Annotated in this window: 25 protein-coding genes and 1 tRNA gene; 21 read left to right on the top strand and 5 right to left on the bottom strand. The window is 36.6% G+C overall.

The genetic code is table 11. The features are described 5' to 3' along the window. Position 1: 1 nt before the first annotated feature. On the bottom strand, positions 2–817 hold the full coding sequence (gene panB / locus VL047_RS01535; RefSeq protein ID WP_325357808.1) for a 3-methyl-2-oxobutanoate hydroxymethyltransferase: 816 nt from the start codon (positions 815–817) through the stop codon (positions 2–4). 47 nt (positions 818–864) lie between these two features. On the opposite strand from panB, the gene VL047_RS01540 reads away from it, so the two are divergent. Next, positions 865–1,521, top strand: a complete 657-nt coding sequence (locus VL047_RS01540) for a metal-dependent transcriptional regulator (protein WP_325357810.1) — start codon at positions 865–867, stop codon at positions 1,519–1,521. Positions 1,522–1,523: 2 nt separating this feature from the next. Beyond that, positions 1,524–1,982, top strand: a complete 459-nt coding sequence (gene smpB, locus VL047_RS01545) for an SsrA-binding protein SmpB (protein WP_325357812.1) — start codon at positions 1,524–1,526, stop codon at positions 1,980–1,982. 8 nt (positions 1,983–1,990) lie between these two features. Here the strand turns inward: smpB and obgE are convergent, their stop codons facing one another. The 3 genes from obgE to VL047_RS01560 form a co-directional block, all read right to left on the bottom strand. After that, on the bottom strand, positions 1,991–2,989 hold the full coding sequence (gene obgE, locus VL047_RS01550) for a GTPase ObgE (RefSeq protein WP_325357814.1): 999 nt from the start codon (positions 2,987–2,989) through the stop codon (positions 1,991–1,993). 8 nt (positions 2,990–2,997) lie between these two features. Continuing rightward, positions 2,998–3,573, bottom strand: a complete 576-nt coding sequence (locus tag VL047_RS01555) for an adenylate kinase (RefSeq protein ID WP_325357816.1) — start codon at positions 3,571–3,573, stop codon at positions 2,998–3,000. A gap of 59 nt (positions 3,574–3,632) precedes the next feature. After that, positions 3,633–3,706: transfer RNA gene (locus VL047_RS01560), tRNA-Arg, on the bottom strand. A gap of 214 nt (positions 3,707–3,920) precedes the next feature. Between VL047_RS01560 and VL047_RS01565 the strand changes: the two genes are divergently transcribed. The 19 genes from VL047_RS01565 to VL047_RS01655 all read left to right on the top strand — a co-directional run bounded on the left by VL047_RS01565 (position 3,921) and on the right by VL047_RS01655 (position 25,127). Next, positions 3,921–4,775, top strand: a complete 855-nt coding sequence (locus tag VL047_RS01565) for an alpha/beta hydrolase (protein ID WP_325357818.1) — start codon at positions 3,921–3,923, stop codon at positions 4,773–4,775. Between the two features lie 57 nt (positions 4,776–4,832). Beyond that, positions 4,833–5,837, top strand: a complete 1,005-nt coding sequence (gap, locus tag VL047_RS01570) for a type I glyceraldehyde-3-phosphate dehydrogenase (RefSeq protein ID WP_325358006.1) — start codon at positions 4,833–4,835, stop codon at positions 5,835–5,837. Between the two features lie 6 nt (positions 5,838–5,843). Continuing rightward, positions 5,844–6,284 (top strand): GNAT family N-acetyltransferase, encoded by a 441-nt coding sequence (locus VL047_RS01575; protein ID WP_325357820.1) that lies wholly within the window; start codon positions 5,844–5,846, stop codon positions 6,282–6,284. 70 nt (positions 6,285–6,354) lie between these two features. Then, positions 6,355–7,545 carry a phosphoglycerate kinase gene (locus VL047_RS01580; RefSeq protein WP_325357822.1) on the top strand — a complete coding sequence of 397 codons (1,191 nt, stop codon included), beginning with the start codon at positions 6,355–6,357 and terminating at the stop codon, positions 7,543–7,545. A gap of 262 nt (positions 7,546–7,807) precedes the next feature. Then, a complete protein-coding gene (gene mraZ, locus VL047_RS01585) occupies positions 7,808–8,275 on the top strand; it encodes a division/cell wall cluster transcriptional repressor MraZ (RefSeq protein ID WP_325357824.1) in 468 nt (155 codons plus the stop codon). After that, positions 8,265–9,170, top strand: a complete 906-nt coding sequence (gene rsmH / locus VL047_RS01590) for a 16S rRNA (cytosine(1402)-N(4))-methyltransferase RsmH (RefSeq protein WP_325357826.1) — start codon at positions 8,265–8,267, stop codon at positions 9,168–9,170. The genes mraZ and rsmH overlap by 11 nt, the downstream gene beginning before the upstream one ends. A 3-nt stretch (positions 9,171–9,173) precedes the next feature. Then, on the top strand, positions 9,174–9,581 hold the full coding sequence (locus VL047_RS01595) for an FtsL-like putative cell division protein (protein ID WP_325357828.1): 408 nt from the start codon (positions 9,174–9,176) through the stop codon (positions 9,579–9,581). Between the two features lie 15 nt (positions 9,582–9,596). After that, the gene (locus VL047_RS01600) at positions 9,597–11,663 is read left to right on the top strand and encodes a penicillin-binding protein (protein ID WP_325357830.1); all 2,067 of its coding nucleotides are present in this window, start codon (positions 9,597–9,599) and stop codon (positions 11,661–11,663) included. Continuing rightward, positions 11,660–13,117 (top strand): UDP-N-acetylmuramoyl-L-alanyl-D-glutamate--2,6-diaminopimelate ligase, encoded by a 1,458-nt coding sequence (locus VL047_RS01605; RefSeq protein WP_325357832.1) that lies wholly within the window; start codon positions 11,660–11,662, stop codon positions 13,115–13,117. The genes VL047_RS01600 and VL047_RS01605 overlap by 4 nt, the downstream gene beginning before the upstream one ends. 10 nt (positions 13,118–13,127) lie before the next feature. Continuing rightward, positions 13,128–14,381, top strand: coding sequence for a phospho-N-acetylmuramoyl-pentapeptide-transferase (gene mraY, locus VL047_RS01610; RefSeq protein WP_325357834.1), 1,254 nt, complete (start codon positions 13,128–13,130; stop codon positions 14,379–14,381). Positions 14,382–14,383: 2 nt separating this feature from the next. Further along, on the top strand, positions 14,384–15,757 hold the full coding sequence (gene murD, locus VL047_RS01615) for a UDP-N-acetylmuramoyl-L-alanine--D-glutamate ligase (protein ID WP_325357836.1): 1,374 nt from the start codon (positions 14,384–14,386) through the stop codon (positions 15,755–15,757). Positions 15,758–15,775: 18 nt separating this feature from the next. Next, positions 15,776–16,942 carry an FtsW/RodA/SpoVE family cell cycle protein gene (locus tag VL047_RS01620; RefSeq protein WP_325357838.1) on the top strand — a complete coding sequence of 389 codons (1,167 nt, stop codon included), beginning with the start codon at positions 15,776–15,778 and terminating at the stop codon, positions 16,940–16,942. Between the two features lie 5 nt (positions 16,943–16,947). Then, positions 16,948–18,069: an undecaprenyldiphospho-muramoylpentapeptide beta-N-acetylglucosaminyltransferase gene (gene murG, locus VL047_RS01625; protein ID WP_325357840.1), complete on the top strand. Its 1,122-nt coding sequence runs from the start codon at positions 16,948–16,950 to the stop codon at positions 18,067–18,069. Then, complete coding sequence (gene murC / locus VL047_RS01630) at positions 18,059–19,420, top strand: UDP-N-acetylmuramate--L-alanine ligase (RefSeq protein ID WP_325357842.1); 1,362 nt, start codon at positions 18,059–18,061, stop codon at positions 19,418–19,420. The genes murG and murC overlap by 11 nt, the downstream gene beginning before the upstream one ends. Further along, positions 19,413–20,222 (top strand): cell division protein FtsQ, encoded by an 810-nt coding sequence (locus VL047_RS01635; RefSeq protein WP_325357844.1) that lies wholly within the window; start codon positions 19,413–19,415, stop codon positions 20,220–20,222. The genes murC and VL047_RS01635 overlap by 8 nt, the downstream gene beginning before the upstream one ends. A 7-nt stretch (positions 20,223–20,229) precedes the next feature. Further along, positions 20,230–21,573: a cell division protein FtsA gene (gene ftsA, locus VL047_RS01640; protein ID WP_325357846.1), complete on the top strand. Its 1,344-nt coding sequence runs from the start codon at positions 20,230–20,232 to the stop codon at positions 21,571–21,573. Between the two features lie 139 nt (positions 21,574–21,712). Continuing rightward, positions 21,713–23,398, top strand: a complete 1,686-nt coding sequence (ftsZ, locus tag VL047_RS01645; RefSeq protein WP_325357848.1) for a cell division protein FtsZ — start codon at positions 21,713–21,715, stop codon at positions 23,396–23,398. Between the two features lie 112 nt (positions 23,399–23,510). Then, positions 23,511–24,752: an aminotransferase class I/II-fold pyridoxal phosphate-dependent enzyme gene (locus VL047_RS01650; protein WP_325357850.1), complete on the top strand. Its 1,242-nt coding sequence runs from the start codon at positions 23,511–23,513 to the stop codon at positions 24,750–24,752. Positions 24,753–24,935: 183 nt separating this feature from the next. Next, positions 24,936–25,127 carry a histone H1 gene (locus VL047_RS01655; RefSeq protein WP_132224593.1) on the top strand — a complete coding sequence of 64 codons (192 nt, stop codon included), beginning with the start codon at positions 24,936–24,938 and terminating at the stop codon, positions 25,125–25,127. A 63-nt stretch (positions 25,128–25,190) separates the two neighbouring features. Here the strand turns inward: VL047_RS01655 and dapA are convergent, their stop codons facing one another. Next, positions 25,191–26,066 carry a 4-hydroxy-tetrahydrodipicolinate synthase gene (gene dapA, locus VL047_RS01660; protein ID WP_325357853.1) on the bottom strand — a complete coding sequence of 292 codons (876 nt, stop codon included), beginning with the start codon at positions 26,064–26,066 and terminating at the stop codon, positions 25,191–25,193. Between the last annotated feature and the right edge of the window lie 4 nt (positions 26,067–26,070).

Here is a 26,070-nt window from a genome sequence, read left to right on the forward strand (position 1 = left end):
CTTAGTATTGTTCGTCTGTACCAGGGAAGCTATTGTCTTTCACGTCTTTTATATATTGCTGTACTGCTCCTTTGATTTCTCCATGTAAATTTAAGTACTGTCTTAAAAATTTAGGTTTGAAGTTCTCAGTAAGACCTAACATGTCATTCACAACTAATACTTGTCCGTCACAACCCATTCCGGCACCTATGCCAATTGTTGGGATACGTGTGTGGCTTGATAATTCACCAGCTAGTTTTGCTGGTATTTTTTCTAGTACAACTGCAAAGCATCCTGCTTCCTGAAGGACATGAAGATTGTTTTTTAAAACATGAGCTTCTGATTCGCTTTTTGCACGTACTCCAAAACTTCCGAATTGATTGATTGATTGGGGTGTTAGTCCTAGATGTCCTACTACAGGTATTCCTGCTGAAACGATTTTTTCTACTGCTTCTTGGATTTCTGCTCCTCCTTCCAGTTTAACACCATGTGCGCCACTTTCCTTCATAATCCGGATTGCTGATTCTAAGGCCTTACTTGAAGAGCCCTGATAGCTTCCAAAAGGCAAGTCGACAATTACCATAGCCCACTTTACTGCCCTTACTACAGATGAGGCATGGTAAATCATTTGATCTAAGGTAATTGGTAATGTTGTACTATGTCCTGCAAAGACATTGGCGGCAGAGTCGCCTACTAATATGATTTCAATACCAGCTTGATCCAGAATACTGGCCATTGAGTAATCATAAGCTGTTAACATCGTTATTTTTTCGCCAGAATTCTTCATCTCCATGATGGTAGATGTACTGATGCGTTTCATTTCTTTGTGTTCAGACATAACACAAATGTAAATAATTCATTTCATTTTTTGTTATCTTTGTTCGTATGTTAACTATAACCGAAGAGAACTATTTAAAAGCATTGTTGCATCTTTCTGCACGTGAATTAAAGAATCTAGGTGTTGGTACGAATCAACTTGCAGTAAAATTGAATGTCCGTCCGGCTACTGTTAATAATATGGTAAAGAAGTTGAAGGATAAAGAGTTGGTTGATTCTGAAAAGTATGGTAAGATATCTCTTACAAGTAAGGGTAGATCGTTGGCTGTGCAAATCATCAGGAAGCATAGGTTGTGGGAAACATTTTTATTTACCAAACTTGATTTTACTTGGGATGAGGTACATGAGGTAGCTGAACAACTTGAACATATTCGATCTGAAAAGCTGATTGAGAAGCTGGATAAGTTCTTGGATTATCCGCAATATGATCCGCATGGAGATGAAATCCCTTCGAAGAATGGTAAGTATAAGGTTGAGGTAAAAAAAACTCTGTCCGATTGTAAACCCGGTTCTGTTTGCGAGATTGTATCTGTGAAAGATAATGATACTGATTTCTTGCAGTATGTAGGTTCACTTGGTATTGGAATTAATAGCAAAGTTGAAGTGATCAACAAATTAAATTTTGACGGTACACTTTCTTTGAAGATAGATAATAATAAAGTCAGCGTTTCTCAGAAAATAGCCGAAAATATATATATAAAATAATTATGAATTTGTCGTCAGACATTAATGTAAAGAATAAGAAGGCTTATTTTGAATACCATATACTCGATAAATATATTGCAGGTATTTCTTTGTTAGGTACTGAAATAAAGTCGATCAGGTCGGGTAAGGTTAATATAAATGATTCATTTTGTTCCTTTTTGGATGGTGATTTACACATTCGTAACATGCATATTTCGGAATATTCACACGGATCATTTTATAACCATGAAGCACGACGGGACCGGAAGTTGCTTTTGACAAAGAAAGAACTGAAGAAGCTTTTAGTTAAGGGAGAAGAGCGGGGCTATACAATAGTTCCTTTAAGGATGTTTATTAGTAGTAGGGGTTTCGCAAAGTTGGAAATAGCTTTGGCTCAGGGTAAGAAGGATTTTGATAAACGAGATACCATTAAAGATCGTGAGAATAAACGTGAGCTTGATAGGGTAATGAAGCGAGGTTAATTTAAAAGTTAATCTTGTATTGCTTTCCAGATTAGATCCTTTAATTCTGACAAATTCTTCTGTGCAGCTGCAGATATAAAAACATAAGGCACATTTTTCGGAAGTTCTTTTTCCATTTCTTGCTTTAGCTCATCATCCAGTAAATCAAGCTTAGTGATTGCTAAAACGCGTGGCTTATCGATAAGTTCCGGGTTGTATTCTGTTAATTCTTTCAATAGAATTTCATATTCCTGAGCAATACTTCTTGTTGTATCAGTTGGAATAGTGAATAATAGCACGGAATTTCTTTCTATATGTCTTAAAAAACGATATCCCAATCCTTTACCTTTTGATGCACCCTCAATGATTCCGGGAATATCTGCCATGATAAACGATTTGTTATTACGATAGGAAACAATTCCTAAATTGGGTACAAGTGTTGTAAACGCATAATCAGCAATTTCAGGTTTAGCTGCTGACACAACAGAAAGCAACGTAGATTTGCCAGCATTAGGGAAGCCAACTAGGCCGACATCAGCAAGGATTTTTAATTCTAGTATTATCCAGCGCTCCTGACCAGCTTCTCCGGTTTGTGCAAAGCGTGGTGTTTGTTTTGTAGCACTTTTAAAGTGCCAGTTACCTAAACCACCACGGCCACCAGGAGTTAATATTTTAGTTTCTCCATCTTCAGTAATTTCGAAAAGTATTTCGCCAGTTTCAGCATCTTTTGCAACGGTTCCTAAAGGTACTTCTAGGGTATCATCGTTTCCGTCTTTACCGGTGCTAAGTGATTTGCCACCATTTTCTCCATTCTCAGCAATTATATGCTTTCTGAATTTTAAATGAAGAAGGGTCCAGAGTTGTTTATTACCCTTTAATATTATATGTCCGCCACGACCACCGTCACCACCATCCGGGCCACCTTTAGCTGTGTTTTTATCTCTATGGAGATGTGCAGAGCCAGAGCCTCCTTGTCCTGAACGGCAGCAAATCTTCACATAATCAACAAAATTGGAGCCCTGGGACATGTCTTTTCTTATTTTAATTTTTCAATGACTTCAGATATTTTATTGAAAATATCGTCGATTGTGCCAATACCGTACACTGTGTTAAGTTTTCCTTGTTGTTTGTAAAAATTGGCAACAGGTGTAGTTTTCGATTGGTATTCTGCAATTCGTTTTCGGATAATTTCTGGATTAGCATCATCTGCTCTTCCCGAATCTTTGCCACGTAATAGTAGTCTCTTTTCTAATTCATCTTCATTTACTTCAAGAGAGATCATTCCGGCAATTTGCTCATTGTGCTTTTGTAAAAGAGCATCTAATGCCTCTGCTTGGGCAACTGTTCTTGGGAAACCATCAAAAATAAATCCATTAACATCTGGATTTTTAGCTAATTGGTTATTTATCATTCCGATTACTACTTCATCGGGCACCAATTTGCCCTCATCCATTAATTTCTTTGCTTCTAAGCCTAAGGTTGTACCATTGCTTATTTCGCTGCGAAGTAAATCTCCTGTTGATAAATGAATCAGTTGGTATTTCTCGATTAATTTTTGTGATTGAGTTCCTTTACCGGCTCCTGGTGGGCCAAATAATACTAAGTTTAGCATAGTAGTATAAAGTTAAAAAGCCTAATCAGCTGTTAGATTAGGCTTTGTAATTAAAAACGTGCACTTGAAGGGAGTCGAACCCCTAACCTCCTGATCCGTAGTCAGGTGCTCTATCCAGTTAAGCTACAAGTGCGTCCTGAATCGGAATGCAAAGATATAATTCCATTCTAATATCCGGAAATATTTCTGCTAAAATATAAAATTATTTTTTTCACCCTGATAAACGGATCCCGGCTGTGCTTGGTATTCAGTAGATTAATGATTTTATTACAGGTGATTTATATTAAAAATTAACAGAATGATATTCTTTGACACTATTTTGTACTTTTAACGTTATATTTAGGAATATGAAAATTTCCAGTTATTTGCAATTTAATGAAAAGGTTACCATGAAGCGTAAAACGGTTCGTGTCAGAGATATAAGTATTTCTTATTTACTTAAAGATAGTTCTCAAGCAGAATCAACAATCATTTTTATTCATGGATTTCCCTTCAATAAGAATATGTGGATTGGACAATTAGATGCTTTGCCTTCTGCCGTTCGTGGAATTGCTTTGGATGTTCGTGGCCATGGCAATACAACAAGCGGTCATGGGTTTTTTAATATGGACGTGTTTGCGAAGGACCTTATTGCATTTATTGAGACTTTGAAGTTAGAAAGAGTTGTATTGTGTGGAATTTCTATGGGAGGATATATTGCTTTAAGAGCTTTTGAATTAAGACCTGCACTGTTTTCAGGAATTGTTTTAAGTGATACCCATTCTTTTGCAGATACAGATGCAGGGAAGCTCAAACGCTTTGCTACAATTGAATCGGTGTTGAAGCATGGTAAGAGAATTTATGCGATTGGATTCGTCTCCAGTATTTTTTCTAAAAAGTCTATTGAAGAAAAGCCGGAGGTTGTAGACCTCATAAAAAGTTCTATTCGTAGGAATACGGAGTCTAGCATATGTGCCACACTATTGGCTTTAGCTTCGAGGACTGACACAACTTCAGTTTTGAAAAATATGAATGTGCCGGTCTTGATTCTTCGGGGAGAGGAGGATGGCATTGTTTCATTGGAGCAGGTGAAGAGTATGGAAGAATTAATCCCAGATGTAAAACATATCGAAATTCCCGATTGCGGGCATTTGCCGAATCTTGAAAACCCGGTTCGTTTTAATGGTGAAATCAGAAACTTCTTAATAAGTAAAATTCTGTAGACTCCTGTTTTTTCGATAAAAAATGGGTTAGATTTGTATCTAATTCTAATAGAAATGATTCGTGTCGCAATTAATGGTTTTGGCCGGATTGGTCGAAATACGCTTCGTACTATTCTCAATAGGCAAGAGAGGATAAGAGTAGTTGCAATAAATGATTTAGCGGATAGTAAAACATTGGCTCATTTATTTAAGTATGATTCTGTTCATGGTCCTTATCCTGGAGAAGTTTTAAGTGAGTCTGGAAAGATTATTGTTGATAGTAATGAAATTCTAGTACTTTCGGAGAGAAATCCTGCTACGTTACCCTGGAGTGAATTAAATATAGATGTTGTTATTGAGTCAACAGGTTATTTTACTCATAAGGCAGATGCAGAAAAGCATATTTTAGCAGGTGCAAAGCAGGTATTAATTTCTGCTCCTTCTCCTGATAGGGAAATACCAACCGTGGTTTTGGGAGTCAATGATTCTAGCATTGACTTTGATTTACCTATTCTTTCTAATGCTTCTTGCACTACAAATAATGTTGCTCCTTTGGTAAAAGTATTGGATGATAACTGGGGAATTGTGGATGGGTATATTACGACTGTTCACTCTATGACTGGTGATCAGAATTTACATGATGCGCCGCATCGCGATCTGCGAAGAGCACGAGCTGCATCAGCATCTATTATCCCTACCAGCACAGGGGCTGCTAAAGCAATTACCAATGTGTTCCCTCATTTAGAGGGTAAATTAGGGGGGGCAGGGATCCGTGTTCCTGTTTTAAATGGATCCCTAACTGATTTTACGTGCATTCTGAGAAAACAACCTACGGTAGAGGAGATTAATAACGCTTTTAAGAAAGCGGCTGAAGGTTCCTTGAAATATATATTGCAATATACAGAAGATCCTATTGTTTCAGTTGATATTGTAAACAGTGCTTATTCATGTATTTTTGATTCCTTATTGACTTCGGTGGTTGGGGGATTAATAAAAGTGGTAGGATGGTATGATAACGAATTTGGTTATTCTAATCGATTAGTAGATTTGTTGGTCTTGATTGAAGAGCGGAAATTAAATTAATTTGGGATGAGAATAGCTTTTATTACATCTGATGAAACATTGTCTTTGAGAAGCTTGCAACTTAGAGATGGCTGGGAATTCGATCGATGTCGTTTTGATTCTGATGAGATTGATGGAGCTTTTCACTTGGCACAAATCAATGATGATGATGAAGTAGTTTGTGTTTTATCCTTGCATCCACAAGAATATGAAAATTTAAATGGTAAAGGTTTTCAATTAAGAGGAATGGCTACTCATCCTCATTATTATAAAAAGGGACTTGGAAAGTCTTTAATAAAGTTTGCTGTTGCGGAGCTAAGAAGCAAAGGTGTTGATTATATCTGGTGTAATGCACGGAGAAATGCTTACCCTTTTTATGAAAAGATGGGCTTCGAATATATGTCGGATGAGTTTGAAATACCTACTGCTGGTCCGCATCGTAGAATGTATTTACAGCTTTCTGTCTAAATTTGTTTCTGTCGTGAATTATTCTAAATTTGTTGCGCGAATTGAATATTTTATAAAGAAGTAATAAATAATGAGAACAATAGATGATGTAAATTTTTCGGGTAAAAAGGCTTTGGTACGTGTAGACTTTAATGTTCCTTTGGACGAAAAGTTTAATGTGACAGATGATACACGTATCCAGGGGGCTTTGCCAACAATAAAGAAAATATTAAAAGATGGTGGAGCGGTTGTTTTAATGTCGCATTTTGGTCGCCCAAAAGAAGGGCCTACTGATAAATATTCTTTAAAACATATAGTAGATCATCTTTCAAAAGTATTGGATAAACCTGTACAATTTGCTACTGATTCTATTGGTGAAGATGCTCTTAAAAAAGCCTCTGACTTAAAATCGGGAGAAGTTTTATTGCTTGAGAATCTTCGTTTTTACAAGGAAGAAGAGAAAGGGGATGCAGATTTTGCTAAAAAGCTAGCTGCATTGGGCGATATTTATGTAAACGACGCTTTTGGTACTGCTCATAGAGCACATGCTTCGACTTCAATCATAGCGAATTATTTCCCTGACAATAAAGTTGTTGGTTATTTAATGGCAGCAGAGTTAGATAATGCAAAAAAAGTATTGGAACATGCCGATAAGCCTTTTACAGCCATTATGGGTGGAGCAAAGGTGTCTGATAAACTGCAGTTAATTGAATCGCTATTAAACAAAGTTGATAATTTGATCATCGGTGGAGGAATGGCTTACACTTTTATTAAAGCTCAAGGCGGTAGAATCGGTGATTCATTGGTTGAATTAGATAAGTTAGATTTAGCTCTTGATCTGATGAAAAAAGCGGATGAGAAAGGTGTTAATTTGATTCTTCCTACTGATGCAATTATAGCAGATTCGTTTTCGAATGATGCACCTCATTATCCTGGTGCCAATAATGAAATCCCTGATGATAAGATGGGATTAGATATTGGACCTAAATCTGCAGAGCACTTCGCTCAAATAATTAAGGCCTCCAATACCATTTTATGGAATGGGCCGATGGGGGTTTTTGAGATGGATAGCTATGCAAACGGAACAAAACTAGTTGCGAGTGCAATTGTTGCGGCAACTGAAAACGGAGCATTTTCATTAATCGGAGGTGGAGATTCTGCTGCAGCAATATCTAAATTTAAGATGACTGAGCATGTGAGTTATGTTAGTACTGGTGGTGGTGCACTTTTAGAATATATGGAGGGTAAGGAATTGCCTGGTGTAAAAGCAATAACTGAATAAAACCAATTATAACCTATATTATAATCCCTGATCGCTTAAGAGCTTTCAGGGATTTTTTTATGCTTTTAATAATGTAATAAAGCGAGGTTTTTTAGAAATATAGAATATTTGTTTTTGGTTGCTTTTTGAATAATCTTAGTTTTTGCATTTAAAACGGACTTTTTGTCTGATTTTAGCTGTGGAAAACTTTTTTGTGGGGGAAAGTGGGAGAAAGTGGAAGAAATTCATACTTTTACATTTGATTAGTTGAAATCGCTAAAGTATGGAACACTTTCTCGGAGAGTATGAATGCAAGTTAGACGCCAAGGGAAGAATGGTGTTGCCAGCTGCGCTCAAAAGGCAAATGCCTGATGTTGAGCGGGAGGGGCTTGTTATTAACCGAGGTTTGGAAAGTCATTTAGTAATTTATACTCGTCGGGAGTGGAATAAAATAATGGATGAGCTGAGTCGTTTGAATCAGTTTGAAAGGAAGAGTAGAGAATTTATTCGGAAATTTATGCGCGGAGCTTCTGAGCTCACATTAGATGCATCGGGTCGCGTGTTAATTCCAAAATCTTTGCAAGCCTATGCGGATATATCTTCCGAAGTCGTTTTAGCAAGCCAATTTAATAAAATCGAGGTTTGGTCAAAAGCAAAATATGATGAGCAATGGATAGATGAAGGAGATGATTTTGCAATTTTGGCTGAAGAGGTTATGGGTAACTTGAAAAGGAGGGAAGATGGAGAATGAGTATCATGTGCCGGTAATGCTTGACGAGTGTATTGAAGGTCTTCGTATAAATCCTGACGGAATATATGTGGATGTAACTTTTGGAGGTGGCGGGCATTCGAGAGCGATATTAGCCCGGTTAAGCGATCGGGGGAAGTTGTATGCTTTTGATCAGGATCCTGATGCAAAAAGGAATGTAATTCCGGATAGCCGTTTTACATTAATTCAGCAAAATTTCCGGTTTTTAAAAAATAATCTGAGGCTTCATGGTATTGAGGCCGTAGATGGAATTTTAGCTGATTTAGGAATTTCATCACATCAGATAAATGAACGTGAGCGAGGGTTTTCAACGCGCTTTGATGCTCAGCTGGATATGCGAATGGATCAGGTAGGTGAGTTGGATGCAAAAGAAGTTGTTAACAGTTATCCGGAGGAAGAATTGCATCGGATTTTCGGGATGTATGGAGAGGTTCAAAATGCTAAGACACTGGCACGAGCAATTACTTCTGCTAGGGCTCAGGAACCCATTGTAAGTATAGATCAGTTGAAGTCCTCTATTAGTAAAGTGGCTCCTAGGAATAAAGAGAATAAATATTTTGCTCAGGTTTTTCAGGCTTTACGTATTGAAGTAAATAAAGAACTTGAAGCCTTAGAGGCGTTTTTGCAACAATCAGTTTCTGTTTTAAAGCCGGGTGCTAGGTTGGTTGTAATGTCGTATCATTCGCTTGAAGATCGGTTGGTAAAGAATTATATGTTGAAGGGGAAATTTAGAGGGGATGTTGATAAGGATTTTTATGGAAATGAAATTAAACCATTTAAAATAGTTTCAAAGAAAGTTGTTGTTGCTTCAGTTGAAGAAATTGAAAGGAATAACCGTGCTCGAAGTGCAAAGTTAAGGATTGCAGAAAGGATCTAAACTATGGGGAATACATATAAGAAACAACCACTGAGTGAAAAAGTGCAGCAAGAGATGCAGGATTCTGTTGAAGCGAAAGCGTCTGCCACAGAAGAATTTGTCCATAAAGTTCTTACTGGAGGGAGGGTGTCTTCATGGACCGTGGTAAACAGTATTCCTTTTTTGCTTTTTTTTGCTTTTCTGGGAATTGTGTATATCGCTAACAGGCATTATGCAGAGAATACAGTACGTAAAATATCGAATTTAAATGGTGAGGTTAAGGTTTTAAGTTGGGAATTTAAAACCCTAAAGGCTGACTTGATGCTTAAAAGTACTCAATCTGAGATATTAGCTCAAGTTGATACGTTAGGTTTAAAAGAGTTGGTTGTTCCGCCGAGGAAAATTATTGTTAAGAAAGAGAATAAGAAATAGAAATGCCGGGTTGACATGAATATAAGAACTGACATATTGCTAAGAGCCTATATTTCCTTTGGAATTATGGTGGTGATAGCGATAGCTGTGTTATATAAAATGTTTACTATTCAATTGGTTCAAGGTGAGAAGTGGGTTGCTATGGCAGATAGCTTATCAACGCGTTATGTGGATATTGAACCTGCTCGTGGGAATATTTATTCAGTAGACGGAAGTTTATTGGCTACCTCTGTTCCCGAGTACGATATACGAATGGATTTGTTTGCTCCTGGAATTGCTGCTGATGATGTTTTTTATTCAAAAGTGGATTCTTTGGCTAAGGCATTGTCTTCTTTTTTTGGTGATAAATCTTCAGCTCAATATACCCGGTTATTACGGTCAGCAAGAACTCAACGAAATCGTTACTTTCTGATAAAGCGTGATGTTAGCTATCAATCGATGAAGAAAATGCGCACGTTCCCGATTTTTAATTTAGGTATTATGAAAGGTGGGATGATAGCAGAACAGAAAAACAAAAGAATCTTACCGTTTAAGACTTTAGCTGAACGAACCATTGGGTATAAAAATGAGCATGTTCAGCCAGTAGGTTTAGAGGGGGCTTATGCAAATTATATTGATGGCGAAGGTGGAAAACGTTTGGTTCAACGGATTGCCGGAGGAGTTTGGATGCCAGTTAATCCGGATATGGATGTTGCACCCGTGGACGGTGCAGATATTATTTCTACAATTGATATTGGAATGCAGGATGTTGCGCAGCGAGCTTTGGAGAATCAACTAATTAAAAGTAATGCGGATAATGGTTGCGTCATTTTAATGGAAGTTGCTACTGGTGAAATTCGTGCTGTTGCAAATTATACACGAGTTTCGGAAGGAGTATATCAGGAAAAATTTAATTACGCTATTGCGCAGAGTGCAGAACCGGGCTCTACATTTAAGTTAGCCTCATATTTAGTGGCAATTGAAGATGGAAAAATAGATACAGGGACGATGGTGGATACAGAGGATGGAACTTATCGTATTGCTGGTAAAACTGTTAGGGATTCTCATCATGGCGGCTATGGTCAAATAAGTGTTAAAAGAGCTTTTGAGGTTTCTTCAAATACAGCAATAACAAAACTTATTTACACACATTATAAAGATAATCCTGGAGAATTCACTAAACATTTGCGCAGACTTCATTTAAATGAAAAGTTGGGTTTGCAATTTCCTGGTGAGGGTAATCCCCTGATTAAAACTCCTGATTCAAAATCATGGAGCAAATTATCATTAACGCAAATGTCATATGGTTATGAGTTATTGATGACACCCTTGCAAATGTTGACCTTTTACAATGCTGTTGCAAATGATGGGAAAATGATAGCTCCTCTTTTTGTACGGGAGATTCGTCGGTTGGGAAATACTATAGAAAAGTATCAGGCACGAGTTATTGATGAAAGTATTGCTTCCGCCTCTACAATTAAGAAATTGCAAGAAATGCTGGAAGGAACTGTTGAACATGGAACGGGTGGGGTTGTGAAGAACTCGCTTTTTGGAGTTGCTGGTAAAACAGGTACTGCTCAAATGGCCGATGGTGCTGCTGGTTATCGAGGAAACGTAAAATATCAGGCATCTTTTGCAGGTTATTTTCCTGCCAATAATCCTAAATATTCAATGATTGTAGTGATACAAAACCCTCGGAATGGTTATTATGCGGCTACTGTTGCGGGACCGGTATTTAATGAAATTGCTCAACGTGTTTATGCTGGAGACATTTCTATGTATCAAAGTTATAATTCGTTTAAGTCTGCTGATAACAATATACAACCAGCAACTAAAAAAGGTTCAAAAGAGGCAATTAGTCGCTTATATACACAGTTTGGGTTGAGGAATAGCTCTTTTAATGAAGGAGTTTCGGAAGATAAGGACATTGAAGTGGGTAGGGTGCCCGATTTGATTGGCATGGGTCTAAAAGATGCATTGCATGTTCTGGGCAATGCTGGATTTAAAGTATCAGTGAATGGTAAAGGTAAAGTGGTTAATCAATCTTTAGCCGCTGGTGAGCAATTGGCAAAGAATCTTTTAATTTCAATTGAACTGAAATGAAGAAGCTGAAAAACATATTATCGGGAATAACAGTCTTGCAATTGAAAGGATCGTTAGATGTTTCTATTGGTCGGATTAACTTTGACTCCCGAAAAATAGCTAATGGAGATTTATTTATTGCCGTAAAGGGGACTCAAACAGATGGACATACTTATATTGAAAAAGCTATAGAGAAGGGTGCAAAGGTAATTGTTTGCCAAGAGTTGCCTGCTCATTTGGATGAATCAATAATCTATTGTTTAGTTGCTGATTCTGCTTTTGCATTGGGGGTTATTGCCCACAATTATTATGATAGGCCTTCGGAAAAAATTAAGCTGGTAGGTGTGACCGGTACAAATGGTAAAACTACTGTTGCGACTCTTTTGTATCAACTGTTTGAGGGGCTAGGTTACTATTCTGGATTAGTTTCTACCGTGCAAAATAAAATTGGTGATCGTATTATTCCATCCACGCATACTACACCAGATCCCATCAGTTTGAATGACTTGCTTCATGATATGGTTGAAAATGGTTGTGATTACTGTTTTATGGAAGTTAGCTCACATGCAATTGTTCAAAAACGTATTTCGGGCTTGAAGTTTACAGGAGGATTATTTACCAATATTTCTCATGATCACCTTGATTTTCATCTGACCTTTGATAATTATATTAAAGCAAAGAAGTTGTTTTTCGATACACTTCCTAAGAATGCTTTTGCTTTAACGAATATCGATGATAGAAATGGGATGGTTATGTTGCAAAACACGAAAGCCTATAAGAAAACCTATGGCTTAAAATCATTAGCGGATTACAATGCTCAGATTATTGAAAGTCATTTTAGCGGAATGCTTTTAAATATTAATAAAGAAGAGGTGTGGGTGAAACTTGTGGGTGAATTTAATGCTCATAATATATTAGCTGTCTATAGTACTGCTATGTTATTGGATCAAGATAGTAAGAAAGTTCTTACTGTTTTGAGCCGCTTAAAAGGTGCAGAAGGAAGGTTTGAAACGATGATTTCCAAGAATGGTAAAGTTGCAATTGTAGATTATGCACATACGCCGGATGCTTTAGAGAATGTATTATTGACTATTCGGCAATTACGAATGAATGAAGTTCAAATAATAACAGTAGTTGGTTGTGGCGGCGATCGGGATAAAAGTAAACGGGCTGTTATGGCGAAAGTAGCTGTGGGTTTAAGTGATAAGGTAATTTTGACTTCTGATAATCCACGTAGTGAAGATCCATTGTTAATTCTCAAGGATATGGAAGAGGGAATTTCGTTTGATATGAGAAGAAAATCATTTACAATTTCGGATCGAAGAGAGGCTATTCGTGCGGCTTGCCATTTAGCTCAGGAAGGGGATATCATTTTGGTAGCTGGTAAAGGGCATGAAACTTACCAAGAAATCAAGGGGGTTAAGCACCCTTTTGATGATAGAGAAGTATTGAAAGAAACTTTTAAGGAACAATAATAAACGAAATATGCTATACTACTTATTCAAGTATCTCGAGCAATATGTTCACATCCCAGCGGGTGGTTTGTTTAATTATATTTCGTTCAGAACCGCGATGGCCGTAATTCTATCATTGATAATTACGACTGTCTATGGTGGGCGCTTAATTAGGATGTTACAAAATAGACAAGTAGGAGAGACTGTTCGTGATCTTGGACTGGCTGGTGAAAGTCAGAAACAAGGTACTCCAACAATGGGAGGATTGATTATTCTGGGAGGGATATTAATACCTACAATTTTATTTGCCAAGCTTGAAAATATATATGTGATCCTGATGCTGGTTACTACCATTTGGATGGGAGCTATCGGTTTTTTAGATGATTATATTAAAGTATTTAGAAAGAATAAAGAAGGTTTAGCAGGAAGATTTAAAATAATTGGACAGGTCGGATTGGGAATAATTATTGCTTGTACAATGCAATATCATCCTGATATTCTAGTTCGACAAAAAGTTGCAGTTAGTCAAACACCAATTGAGGCTCAGTCACAGCTTGAAGAACAAGTGGGAGTAAATGGGCAAAGTTATTATACAGAGAATGTAAAGTCGACTAAAACCAACCTTCCTTTTTATAAGAAGAATGAATTCGATTATGGAAATGTTCTTACCATATTTGGCATTCCTTCCGGAAAATTTGTGTTCCCTTTATTTTTGGTTGTTGTTGTTTTTATTGTTACAGCTGTTTCAAATGGTGCTAATATTACAGACGGCGTTGATGGTCTAGCCACTGGTACGTCTGCTATAATTGGTATAACACTCGCGATACTCGCATACGTTTCCGGTAATACTATTTTTGCTGACTATTTGAACATCATGTATATACCTAATTCGGGAGAATTGGTTGTGTTTGCTGGGGCATTTGTGGGTGCTTGTGTAGGCTTCTTATGGTATAATTCTTATCCAGCTCAAGTTTTTATGGGCGATACCGGTAGTTTAGCCATTGGTGGAATTATTGCTGCCTTTGCTATTATGATTCGGAAAGAGCTGCTTATCCCAGTTCTCTGTGGTGTTTTTCTTATTGAATTGGTATCTGTGATTGTTCAGGTTTCTTATTTCAAATATACAAAACGAAAATATGGTGAGGGAGTAAGAGTGTTTTTGATGTCACCCTTGCATCACCATTTTCAGAAGAAAGGCTATCATGAATCAAAAATTGTAACACGCTTTTGGATTATTGGAATATTGCTGGCAATTATAACTATTGTAACTCTTAAGATTCGATAATTATGTTAAGTGAAGAACAACATATAGAACAGTCTGCTAAGAAATTAGTCGTTTTAGGAGCAGGAGAGAGTGGAGTTGGCGCAGCCATACTTGCCAAACAGAAGGGGTATGATGTGTTTGTGTCAGATTCGGGAATAATTAATGAAGAATATAAAAAACAGCTTATAGATATCAGTATTGACTTTGAGGAGGGCTCTCATACCGAGAGTCGGATTTTAAATGCGGATATAATTGTGAAGAGTCCAGGTATTCCACAAAAAGCTACAATCGTTAAAAAAGTAAGAGAAAGAGAGATTGAAGTATTATCCGAGATTGAATTTGCAGCTCGATATACTTCAGCGAAGTTGATTTGTATAACAGGCTCTAATGGAAAATCCACTACCTCTACTCTGACCTGGTTTATTTTAAATAAGGCAGGATTGAATGTTGGTTTAGCTGGAAATATCGGAAAAAGTTTTGCTTTACAAGTAGCGAATGAAAATTTTGATTATTACGTTCTTGAAATAAGCAGTTTCATGCTTGATGATATGACTCAATTAAAGGCTGATTTCGCTGTACTGTTAAATATAACACCCGATCATCTGGATCGATACGATTATAAAATGGAGAACTACGTTGAATCTAAATTTAAGATTATCCAGAATCAGCAGGAAGAGGATTTCTTTATTTATGATATGGATGACGAAGAGATTCTAAATGGATTAACAAAGTATAAAAGCAAAGCAACTTATATTCCATTTAGCCAGCAAAGAATACTCGAGCAAGGCGCTTTTCTGGATGAGAATAGTACAATAAATATAAAAGTTACTAACCAACCTACATTTACTATGTCAATAAATGAATTGGCCCTACAGGGAAAACATAATGTGTATAATAATATGGCTTCGGGCATTGTCGCGAAAGTATTGGAGCTGAGAAATGAATCTATTCGGGAGAGTATGGGTGAATATCAAAATATTGCTCATCGGTTGGAGCATGTTGCTCAGATTGCCGGGATAAATTTTATAAACGATTCAAAGGCTACTAATGTAAATTCTGTATGGTATGCTTTAGAGAGTATGCCAGCGAATGTTGTTTTGATTATGGGAGGAGTGGATAAAGGAAATGATTATAACATTCTAAAGGATTTGATTCATAGTAAGGTAAGTGCAATAGTTTGTATAGGGAAGGATAATGCTCGTATTCATGAAGCATTTGATGATGAAACAGAAGCTATTGTAAATACAAATTCTATGAAAGAGGCTGTTACATTAGCTTACCATTTAGCAAAGAAAGGAGATACAGTATTGCTTTCTCCGGCGTGTGCAAGTTTCGATTTGTTTAAAAATTATGAAGACCGCGGAGATCAATTTAAAGCTGCTGTTCGCGAATTATAGCTATTAAAATTAAAGACAATGGTAGATAGGATATTTAGCAAATTAAAGGGTGATCGGTGGATATGGATAATTGTGATTATTCTATCTATATGGTCGATGCTGGCTGTTTATAGTTCGGTAGGAACTTTGGCTTATAGGAATAGTAAAGGATCTGAAGTATACCTAATAAAACATACCTCTATGATAGTGGGAGGTTTTGCATTGATGTATTTTTCGCATTTGCTTGACTACCGATACTATGCTGGAATTTCGAAGATTCTGATGATTGTAACCATTCCAATTCTGTTATATACATTGGTTTTTGGAGAGACCATTAACGATGCTAATCGCTGGGTTACTATTCCGGTAATAAATCAAACATTTCAGACTTCGGATTTGGCCAAATTGGCCTTAATAACTTTTTTGGCCAGAATGCTCACCAGAAAACAGAGTAATATTAAAGATGTGAAGAAGAGCTTTATTCCTGTGATGGGCTCTGTTTGTATAATTTTTGTGCTGATTGCTTGGGCGAATTTATCAACCGCATTGATGTTGTTTGGTGTGAGTATCTTGTTGTTAATAATAGGGAGGATAAGCCTAAAGCAAATAGCCTTAGTTTGTGTAGGGGGAGGGCTGCTTCTTTTACTGGTAGTCTTTGTGGGTCCTCGTAGAGAAACATATATTTCTCGGGTTAATACTTATATGAATGGAGGAGATGCAGATCCTGATAAATCATATCAGGCTGATCATTCAAAGATAGCAATTGCTACAGGAGGGTTTTTTGGTAAAGGGCCTGGGAACAGTACAGAGAGGAACGTACTTCCTCATCCTTATTCGGATTTTATTTTTGCAATAATAGTTGAGGAGTATGGTGCTCTAGGTGCAATAGTATTAGTTTCCTTATATATCGTTTTTATGTATCGATGCATAAGGATTGTAACGCAAAGTCCAAAGGCATTTGGTGCTTTATTGGCTGCTGGTTTAGGTTTTAGTTTAACTATACAAGCATTAGCAAACATGGCGGTTGCTGTAGGTTTAGGCCCAGTTACAGGTGTTCCTCTTCCCTTAGTAAGTATGGGTGGAACTTCCATTCTCTTTACAAGCGTTGCATTGGGTATCATATTGAGTGTTAGCAGAAATATTGAAGAAGCAAAATTAGAATCTAATAAAAAGGTAATTGTGGGAGAGATTCCTGCAATAAGTTAATGATTATGGGAACGGGCAAAAGAATAATAATCAGTGGTGGAGGAACAGGCGGACATATATTTCCGGCGGTATCAATTGCGCGTGCTTTACAAAGGATTGCACCTGATACAGAGATTTTATTCGTAGGAGCTCAAGGGCGAATGGAGATGGAAAAAGTTCCTGCTGCTGGTTTTAAAATTATCGGTTTGGATATCCAAGGATTTAATAGAAAGTCTTTGCTAAAGAATTGGAGTTTGCCTTTTAAACTATTAGGTAGTCTGAAAAAGGCAAATAAGATTTTACGCGATTTTAAACCACATGTTGCAGTAGGTGTTGGTGGTTATGCATCTGGTCCACTTCTTTATGCCGCAGGAAATCAGAATATTCCCTACGTTATTCAGGAGCAGAATTCTTATGCAGGCATAACTAATAAAAAGCTAAGTAAGAAAGCAAATAAAATCTGTGTAGCATTCGAGAATATGGATAAGTTCTTTCCTGCTGATAAAATACTTGTAACGGGAAATCCAATACGTAAGGAATCTGTTGATATACAAGGAAAGCGAGAGGAAGCTTTACAGTTTTTTAATTTATCAGCAAGGAGAAAGACAGTTTTGTTAATAGGAGGAAGTTTAGGGTCTTTGACCTTAAATAATAGTGTATTTGAGGCGATTAATAAAATTATTGACGGGGATATTCAAATGATATGGCAGTGTGGCAATTATTATTACGAGTCATTTAAAAATAAACTTCCGGAAGCATACGAAAGTCAGATAAAATTATTTCCGTTTTTGCAGCGGATGGATTTAGCGTATGCGGCAGCGGATATAATTATCTCTAGAGCGGGGGCAGGAACAATAGCAGAATTATGCGTTGTTGGAAAGCCTGTAGTATTAGTTCCTTCTCCAAATGTTGCAGAAGACCACCAGTCTGTAAATGCTAGAACGTTGGCTAATAAGAATGCTGCTGTTGTGGTGACAGATGATAGTGCTCGGGAGTTTTTAATAGATATAATAATAGAATTATTGAATAACGAGGTTCATTGTACAGATTTAGCTCTGAATATAATGAAAATGGCGGTTTATAATGCAGATGATGTGATAGCAAATGAAGTGTTAAAATTAGCAGAATTGAATAGAAATGAATATTGATCGAATTAAGAATGTTTATCTAATAGGTGTCGGTGGTATCGGAATGAGTGGACTTGCCCGGTATTTTCATCACCTTGGTTATTTGGTCAGTGGTTATGACAAGACAGAAACTATCTTGACAAGCGAGCTAATTGCTGAAGGTATTGGTATTGTTTTCGAAGATTCAGAAAATATTATTCCCTCTATATTTATAGAGAATGTTGATGAAACTCTTGTAATATACACTCCTGCTGTACCGAAGGATTCAAAAATAGTTCAGGCATTTAAGCATTCGGGGCATATCCTTCATAAAAGATCAGAGGTTTTGGGTTTTATAAGTTCTAGTAAGTTTACAATTGCTATTGCTGGTACTCACGGAAAAACAACTACTTCAACACTTGTGGCTCATATTCTACAAGATAGTGGTTTTGATTGCTCTGCTTTTTTAGGAGGTATATCTATTAATTACGATTCAAATGTACTGTTTTCTTCAAGTAATATTATGGTCGTTGAGGCGGATGAATTTGATCGTTCATTTTTGACGCTACATCCAGATATTGCTGTAGTAACTTCAATGGATGCTGATCATTTGGATATTTATGGCGATCATCAGCATCTTATTGATTCCTTTAGATTATTTATAGGTCAAGTTAAAGATGGTGGAACCCGCATAGTCCGTGAAGGTTTGGATCTTCCTGCTACCTGGTATTATGACATTGATGAGGGTGCAGATATATATGCTTCTAATATTCGAATAATTGAAGGGGATTTTTATTTTGATTATCATAATGGAGAAGACGCTATTAAGGATATTCAATTGGGTATTCCTGGCAGGCATAACGTTGGTAATGCAGTAGCTGCAATAGCAGCAGCAAAGGTATGCGGAGTTCCAGATGAGGCAATTAAACATGCTTTAGCACGCTTTAAAGGAATAAAACGCCGTTTTCAGTATATTGTTAAAAATAAACGTGAAATATATATCGATGATTATGCCCATCATCCCAAAGAATTAGAAGCTTGTTTTGAGGCTGTAAAGAGTATTTATCCGGATCACAAACTCACTGTTCTGTTTCAACCTCATTTATTTTCAAGAACACGTGATTTTATAGACGACTTTGCTAAAGTTTTAAGTTCTGATGGAATTGGTAAATTGATATTGTTACCTATATATCCAGCAAGGGAGATGCCTATTGATGGTGTATCATCAGAATGGTTGCTTGATAAGATAGAGTTATCGGATAAGGTATTGTTAAGTCCGGATGGTGCTCTCAAGTATATTAAAGAAGAACGTCCAGAGCTTATATTAACAGTAGGAGCTGGAGATATTGATCGTTTGGTCAAACCTATAAAAGAAATTTTAACCAATGATTAGGTGGATAAAAAATATAAGATGGAAGCGGATATTCTTGAGTATCCTGTGGCTTAGTTGCTTAGGAGGGCTAATTTTTTTAATGGGTTTTATATCTGTTAAGAGCAATAGCTTGGTTTGTAGTGATTTGCATATTGTTATTCCGGGTGAACAATCTTTCGTTATTCGTGAAGACATTGATCAATTATTGATGAAAGAACATGGAGAGATTTTAGGGAAAACGTTGGCAACACTACCTATTCATGAAATTGAAGGTGATCTTCAAGCAATTCCTTTTATTGAAGAGGCTAGAGTAAATGTAGATATGAATGGTGTAATGACTATAAATATTAAACAAAGAGAGGCTACTTTACGTGTTATTAATGTGCGTGGGGAAGATTTTTATATAGATGAAAATGCCATTAAGTTTCCTTTATCTAAGCATTATGCGCCTAACGTTTTAGTAGCTAATGGCAATATAGTTGAAGAATTTGGATCAAATGCAGATAGTATTCAAACGTCACTGCTAACAGATATTTTTAGAACTGCTGAGTTTATACAGGCTGATTCTCTTTGGGATGATCAGATAGAACAGTTGTATGTGAATGCAAATGGCGCGATAGAAATGGTTCCAAGAGTTGGAGACCAACAAATTATTTTGGGAAATGCAGATTCGTTACAAACGAAATTCAATAAGTTATTATTATTCTATAAACACATAGCCCCAACAGTTGGTTGGGATGTTTATAAAGCAGTGGATTTAAGTTTTGCAAATCAGCTAGTATGTACTAAAAAGGAAAATTTACTTAATAACAGCATTAATTAATAGGGATATGGAAAAAAGAATTACAACCAGTATTGAAACTCCAATTGTTGTAGGACTTGATATTGGTACTACAAAGATCTGTGTTACGGTTGGCAGACGTAGTGGAATCAATAAGATTGAAGTTTTAGGCGTAGGATATGCTGAATCTTCTGGAGTTAATAGAGGCATGGTTGCTAATATTCAGAAGACAGTTTCAAGCATAACACAAGCTGTTGAGGCTGCTAGCGTTCAGTCGAATGTGAATATAAATATTGTTCACGTTGGTATCGCCGGACAACATATCAAAAGTTTGCAGCATCGTGGTATATTGACAAGAAAGGATGATACTGAGATAAACCGTAAAGATATCGAGCAACTTGTTGAAGATATGTATAAATTAGTTTTGCCTCCGGGTGAAGAAATCATTCATGTTTTACCTCAAGAGTTTACTATTGACAATGAGCCTGGAATTAAAGATCCTATTGGTATGGCTGGTAGAAGAATGGAGGCGAATTTTCATATTATATCTGGACATGTTAGTGCAGTAAAGAATATTCAGAAGTGTGTAGCTAAAGCAAATCTAGAAGCTCAAGAGTTGATATTAGAACCTTTAGCATCATCTGAGGCTGTTTTAGATGAAGCAGAGAAAGATGCAGGTGTGGTACTAGTTGATATTGGTGGGGGAACAACAGATGTTGCAATTTTTCATGAAGGAATTATACGTCACACTGCCGTAATTCCTTTAGGAGGAAATATTGTAACAGAGGATATTAAACAAGGCTGTTCTGTTCTAAGAAACCAAGCGGAACTTTTGAAGATTAGGTTTGGCTCAGCATTGGCAGATGAAAATCGTGATAATGAGATTATAAGTGTACCTGGTTTAAGAGGAAGGGATCATAAGGAAATCTCAGTGAAAAATCTTGCTTATATAATTCAGGCAAGAATGGAGGAAATCATTGAGCATGTATATTATGAAATTAAATCTTCTGGATATGAGCGTAAATTAATTGGCGGAATCGTAATCACTGGTGGTGGTGCACAATTGAAGCATTTGGTTCAGCTAGTTGAATATGTAACCGGATTGGATTGTCGTGTTGGTTTCCCAAATGAGCATTTGGCTAAAAATGAAGAATTACCAAAGAAGGTTTTTGATGAATTGAAGAGCCCGCTTTATGCTACTGGAATTGGATTGTTAATTAAAGGAATTGAAGCTGCTGAGTACAATTCTGATTCAAAAGAAAAACCTGGTAAACTTGATGTAGTGGGTATATCTGAAAGAGGTCGTTCTCGTTTCGGTTTTTTAGATCGAATAGTTAAATTTATCAGTGATGATAGCAACGTGAATGTAGATGATAAGGAATATACTAAGTAGTTTTTCCACATTTATCAATTTTTCCACAGTTTGAACATTTGTGGAAAACATTTGTGGAAAAACCTTATTATTACATTAGAATAATTGAATAAAATAATAATATTTATATCGCTCAGCAAGAGTTAAATAAGGAATTGATATGGCAGAATTAAAGTTCGAAATGATCAAAGAGCAATCATCGATTATAAAAGTAATTGGTGTTGGAGGTGGAGGTGGTAACGCTGTTAACCATATGTATAAGCAAGGAATTAGTGGAGTAGATTTTATAATCTGTAATACCGATGCTCAAGCCCTTGAGTTAAGTCCGATACCTAATAAAGTTCAATTAGGTACTAGCTTAACGGAAGGTATGGGTGCTGGTTCTGATCCTGATGTGGGCGAAAACTCTGCCATAGAGAGTATTGAAGACATTAAACGCATGCTGGGCGTTAATACTAAAATGTTGTTTATAACTGCCGGAATGGGTGGAGGAACAGGAACAGGAGCAAGTCCGGTTTTAGCGAAAGCTGCTAGAGAGCTAGGAATTTTAACTGTAGCCATTGTGACTACTCCTTTTACTTTTGAGGGTAAGAGAAGACGTCTACAAGCTGAGGAAGGTCTGGCTGAATTAAAGAAATATGTAGATTCTTATTTAGTTATTTCGAATGATCGGTTGAGGGAAATTTTTGGTAATTTAACAATGGGCGCTGCCTTCGCTAAGGCTGATGATATTTTAACAACTGCAGCCAAAGGTATTGCTGAGATCATTACTATCCCAGGTTATGTGAACGTTGATTTTAAAGATGTTAAAACTGTAATGAATGATAGCGGAGTAGCTATTATGGGTAGTGATAAAGCTGAAGGAGAAGATCGCGCACAGAAAGCTGTCGAGGGTGCTTTAGCTTCACCTTTATTAAAGGATAATGAAATAGAAGGTGCTCGTTACATTCTATTGAATATAACTTCTGGTAAGAAAGAAGTAACAATGGATGAAGTGACGATTATTACTGACTATATTCAGGGTCAGGCAGGAATGACTGCTGATCTAATTTGGGGAAATTGTGTGGATGAATCACTCGAGGATCATCTGTCTGTAACAATTATTGCAACTGGATTCCAGACTTCCGAAGATCGAATAAAGGAAGAACAGAACAAACGTGTCGAGATTCCTTTTGAAGAAGCTCCTCTGGTTCGTCCAGTGAATCAAATGAACACGACGTCTCAAACTCAAGAATTGAAGGATAAAAACATTGTTGAGGTGGACGTGAAAGTGGAAAAACAGGAAACAGTAAAGGTTCAACCTATTGATTTATTTAGTCCGTTTTCAAAGAAACCGAATAATTTAAAAGCTGATTATGAAGCTAAAGAACCAATAGTTCGTCATACCCTAATTGAGGAAGAAGAAGTAGAGCAAGAGGAAGAAGTAGATATTAAGGATGGGTATGTTTTAAAGCAAAGTGAATCTGAGTTTCATTTTAAGCTTACAGACGAATATACTTCAGAGGAAAGTGCGTCATTGGATAGACAAGAAACAATGCATTCTGATACTCCGTCTAGTAAGTCTGTTTCTAATCCAGATGCTAATCGCACAGAAGAGTCTGTTGAAGAGCAGCTAAGAAAAGCAAAAGAGCGCATTTTGCGTCTTAGAGATTTAGGTATAAAGTTAAGGTCTGCCAGTGGTTTGCAAGAGATTGAAAGTGAACCAGCATTTCGTCGTAAACAGATGTCTTTAGATAACGTCGTTCATTCTTCAGAATCACATGTCTCAAGATTTACGCTTTCAAAGGATGATGAAGAGGGTGGTATAAGACCGAATAACAGCTTCTTACACGATAATGTAGATTAGCACAGCATTTATATTAATAGAAGTATGCCTCATTGGACTGCCTAGTCTTATGATTAAAAAATCTTATATTTGTAAATCTATTAATATTGTTTTAACAAAAAATAACTATACTTTGGATTTATTTGAAAAGATATCAAACAACCTTGGACCGCTTGGTCAACATCATAAATGGTCTCATGGGTATTTCTCTTTTCCAAAATTAGAAGGTGAGATTGGTCCTCATATGAAATTTAGGGGAAAAGAGCATTTAGTGTGGAGTTTGAATAATTATTTGGGATTAGCCAATCATCCAGAGGTTCGAGAGGCAGATATTCAAGGCTCTATTGATTATGGGTTGGCATACCCAATGGGTGCAAGGATGATGTCTGGGAATTCCAATCATCATGAGGCTTTAGAACAAGATTTAGCAGCCTTTGTGAATAAGGAAGATGCCTTCTTATTAAACTATGGATATCAAGGTATGGTATCAATTATTGATGCTTTGGTAGACCGAAACGATGTAATTGTTTATGATGCAGAATCACATGCTTGCATCATTGATGGTGTACGTCTACATATGGGTAAACGTTTCGTTTACCAGCATAATGATATAGAGAGTTGTCGTAAACAATTAGAACGCGCCACTAAGCTTATAGAACAAACCGGAGGGTCGATTTTATTAATTACGGAAGGTGTTTTTGGCATGTCAGGAGCACAGGGTAAATTGAAAGAACTTGGAGAGCTAAAGAAGGAATATCCTTTTCGTATGTTAGTAGACGATGCTCATGGGTTTGGAACAATGGGGGAAACAGGTGCTGGCACGCATGAAGCACAAAATTGCAATGATGCGGTTGATATCTATTTTGGAACCTTTGCTAAATCAATGGCGGGTATTGGTGCATTCGTTGCATCAAAAGAGGAGATCGTTACTTTCCTTCGTTATAATATGCGTTCTCAAACGTTTGCAAAATCTTTACCACTACCAATGGTTGTTGGTTTAAGAAAGAGACTTGAGTTATTGAAGAGTCACCCAGAATTTCGCGAGAGACTATGGAATATAGCAACTACATTGCAAAAGGGCTTAAGAGAGAGAGGATTTGATATTGGTACAACAGATACTGTTATAACACCAGTCTTTTTAAAAGGGGATTTAACTGAAGCGACTTCCTTGACAATGGATTTAAGAGAGAATTATGGTATTTTCTGTTCAATCGTTGTTTATCCTGTAATTCCTAAAGGACTTATTGAACTAAGGTTAATTCCAACCGCAATGCATTCATTGGAGGACGTACAACGGACCCTTGAGGCGTATACAGAAATTGGCAAAAAACTTAAGGACGGTTATTATAAGCAACAGAATCTTGTTCACACCTAATTTACCCTTTGTTAAAATCTGATTTAAAGCTTAGCATGCATTTGTTTTTCGCTCTATTTGCTTTATAAATGCACTTATTAATGTATTTTATAGTGTATTTAGTTTTTTTTTTCGAAAAAAGATTCTACTTTTAGATTAATATTAATATTAACTTAATTTACAAATTAAAAGGAGTAATTAATTATGGCAACTATCGAGAAATTCAATGAGTTAAAAAGCCTATTAGAAGGTTTAGAATCTGACGCAGATAAATTCTTTAACAAAGGAAACAGTGCTGCTGGTACACGTGTAAGAAAAGGTCTTCAAGAATTGAAGAATCTTTCTCAAGATCTTCGTTTGAAAATCCAGGAATCAAAAAATGCTGGCTCTAAATAGGAAAAGCTAATAAAAAAAGAGATTGACCTTTAGCCAATCTCTTTTTTTATTTAATTGAAATTTCTAAAGATTCTTTAATTCTCTAATTATAATACTTCTGGTCTCGTCACTTACAGAAGTTAAAGGAAGTCTGGTTTTATCACCACAAATATCAAGTTGTTTAAGAATTGCTTTAATCCCTGCAGGATTCCCTTCTATAAAGCATAAATCTATAATCTTTGATAGCATGATATGGATTTTACGCGCCTCTTCGAAATTATTTTCATTACATAGGCTGGCTAAGCGACTTACATAGGTAGGGAATGCGTTTGCCAAAACTGAGATAACCCCGGATGCTCCAACTGCTGCCATCGGAAGTAAGAGTGCGTCATCTCCCGAAATGAGAAAAAAGTTGGAAGGCTTATCTCTCATGATTATAGTGTATTGGTGGAAATTGCCAGAAGCTTCTTTGATGCCAATTATATTTTTAAAAGTATTTGCTAGCCGAATTGTAGTTTCGGGTTGTATATTACTTCCAGTTCTGCCAGGGACATTATAGAGTATTATAGGAAGTGGTGATGACTCTGCTATAGCTTTATAATGTTGAAATAAACCTTCTTGTGTAGGGCGGTTGTAGTAAGGACTCACTGATAGAATTGCTGAATATCCGCTTAGATCGAAATAATCAAGCTCTTCCAAAATTTCTTTCGTGTTGTTCCCTCCAATTCCGGCAATTAAGGGAATCCTACCATTTACTTTTTCAGCTATAATTTTAAATATCTCTTGTTTTTCCTTTTTGTTCAGAGTTGCAGTTTCACCAGTTGTACCTAAGGCAACAATGTAGTCTATTCCTCCTGATATTTGATATTCAATTAATTTATCTAATGATTGAATATCTAGGGTGTCGTCTTCATTAAATGGAGTGATCAAGGCAACTCCAGAGCCAGTAAGAGCTTTCATTAAC

Origin of the sequence: Albibacterium sp., assembly GCF_035514885.1 — a bacterium.
Taxonomy (GTDB): Bacteria; Bacteroidota; Bacteroidia; order Sphingobacteriales; family Sphingobacteriaceae; genus Albibacterium.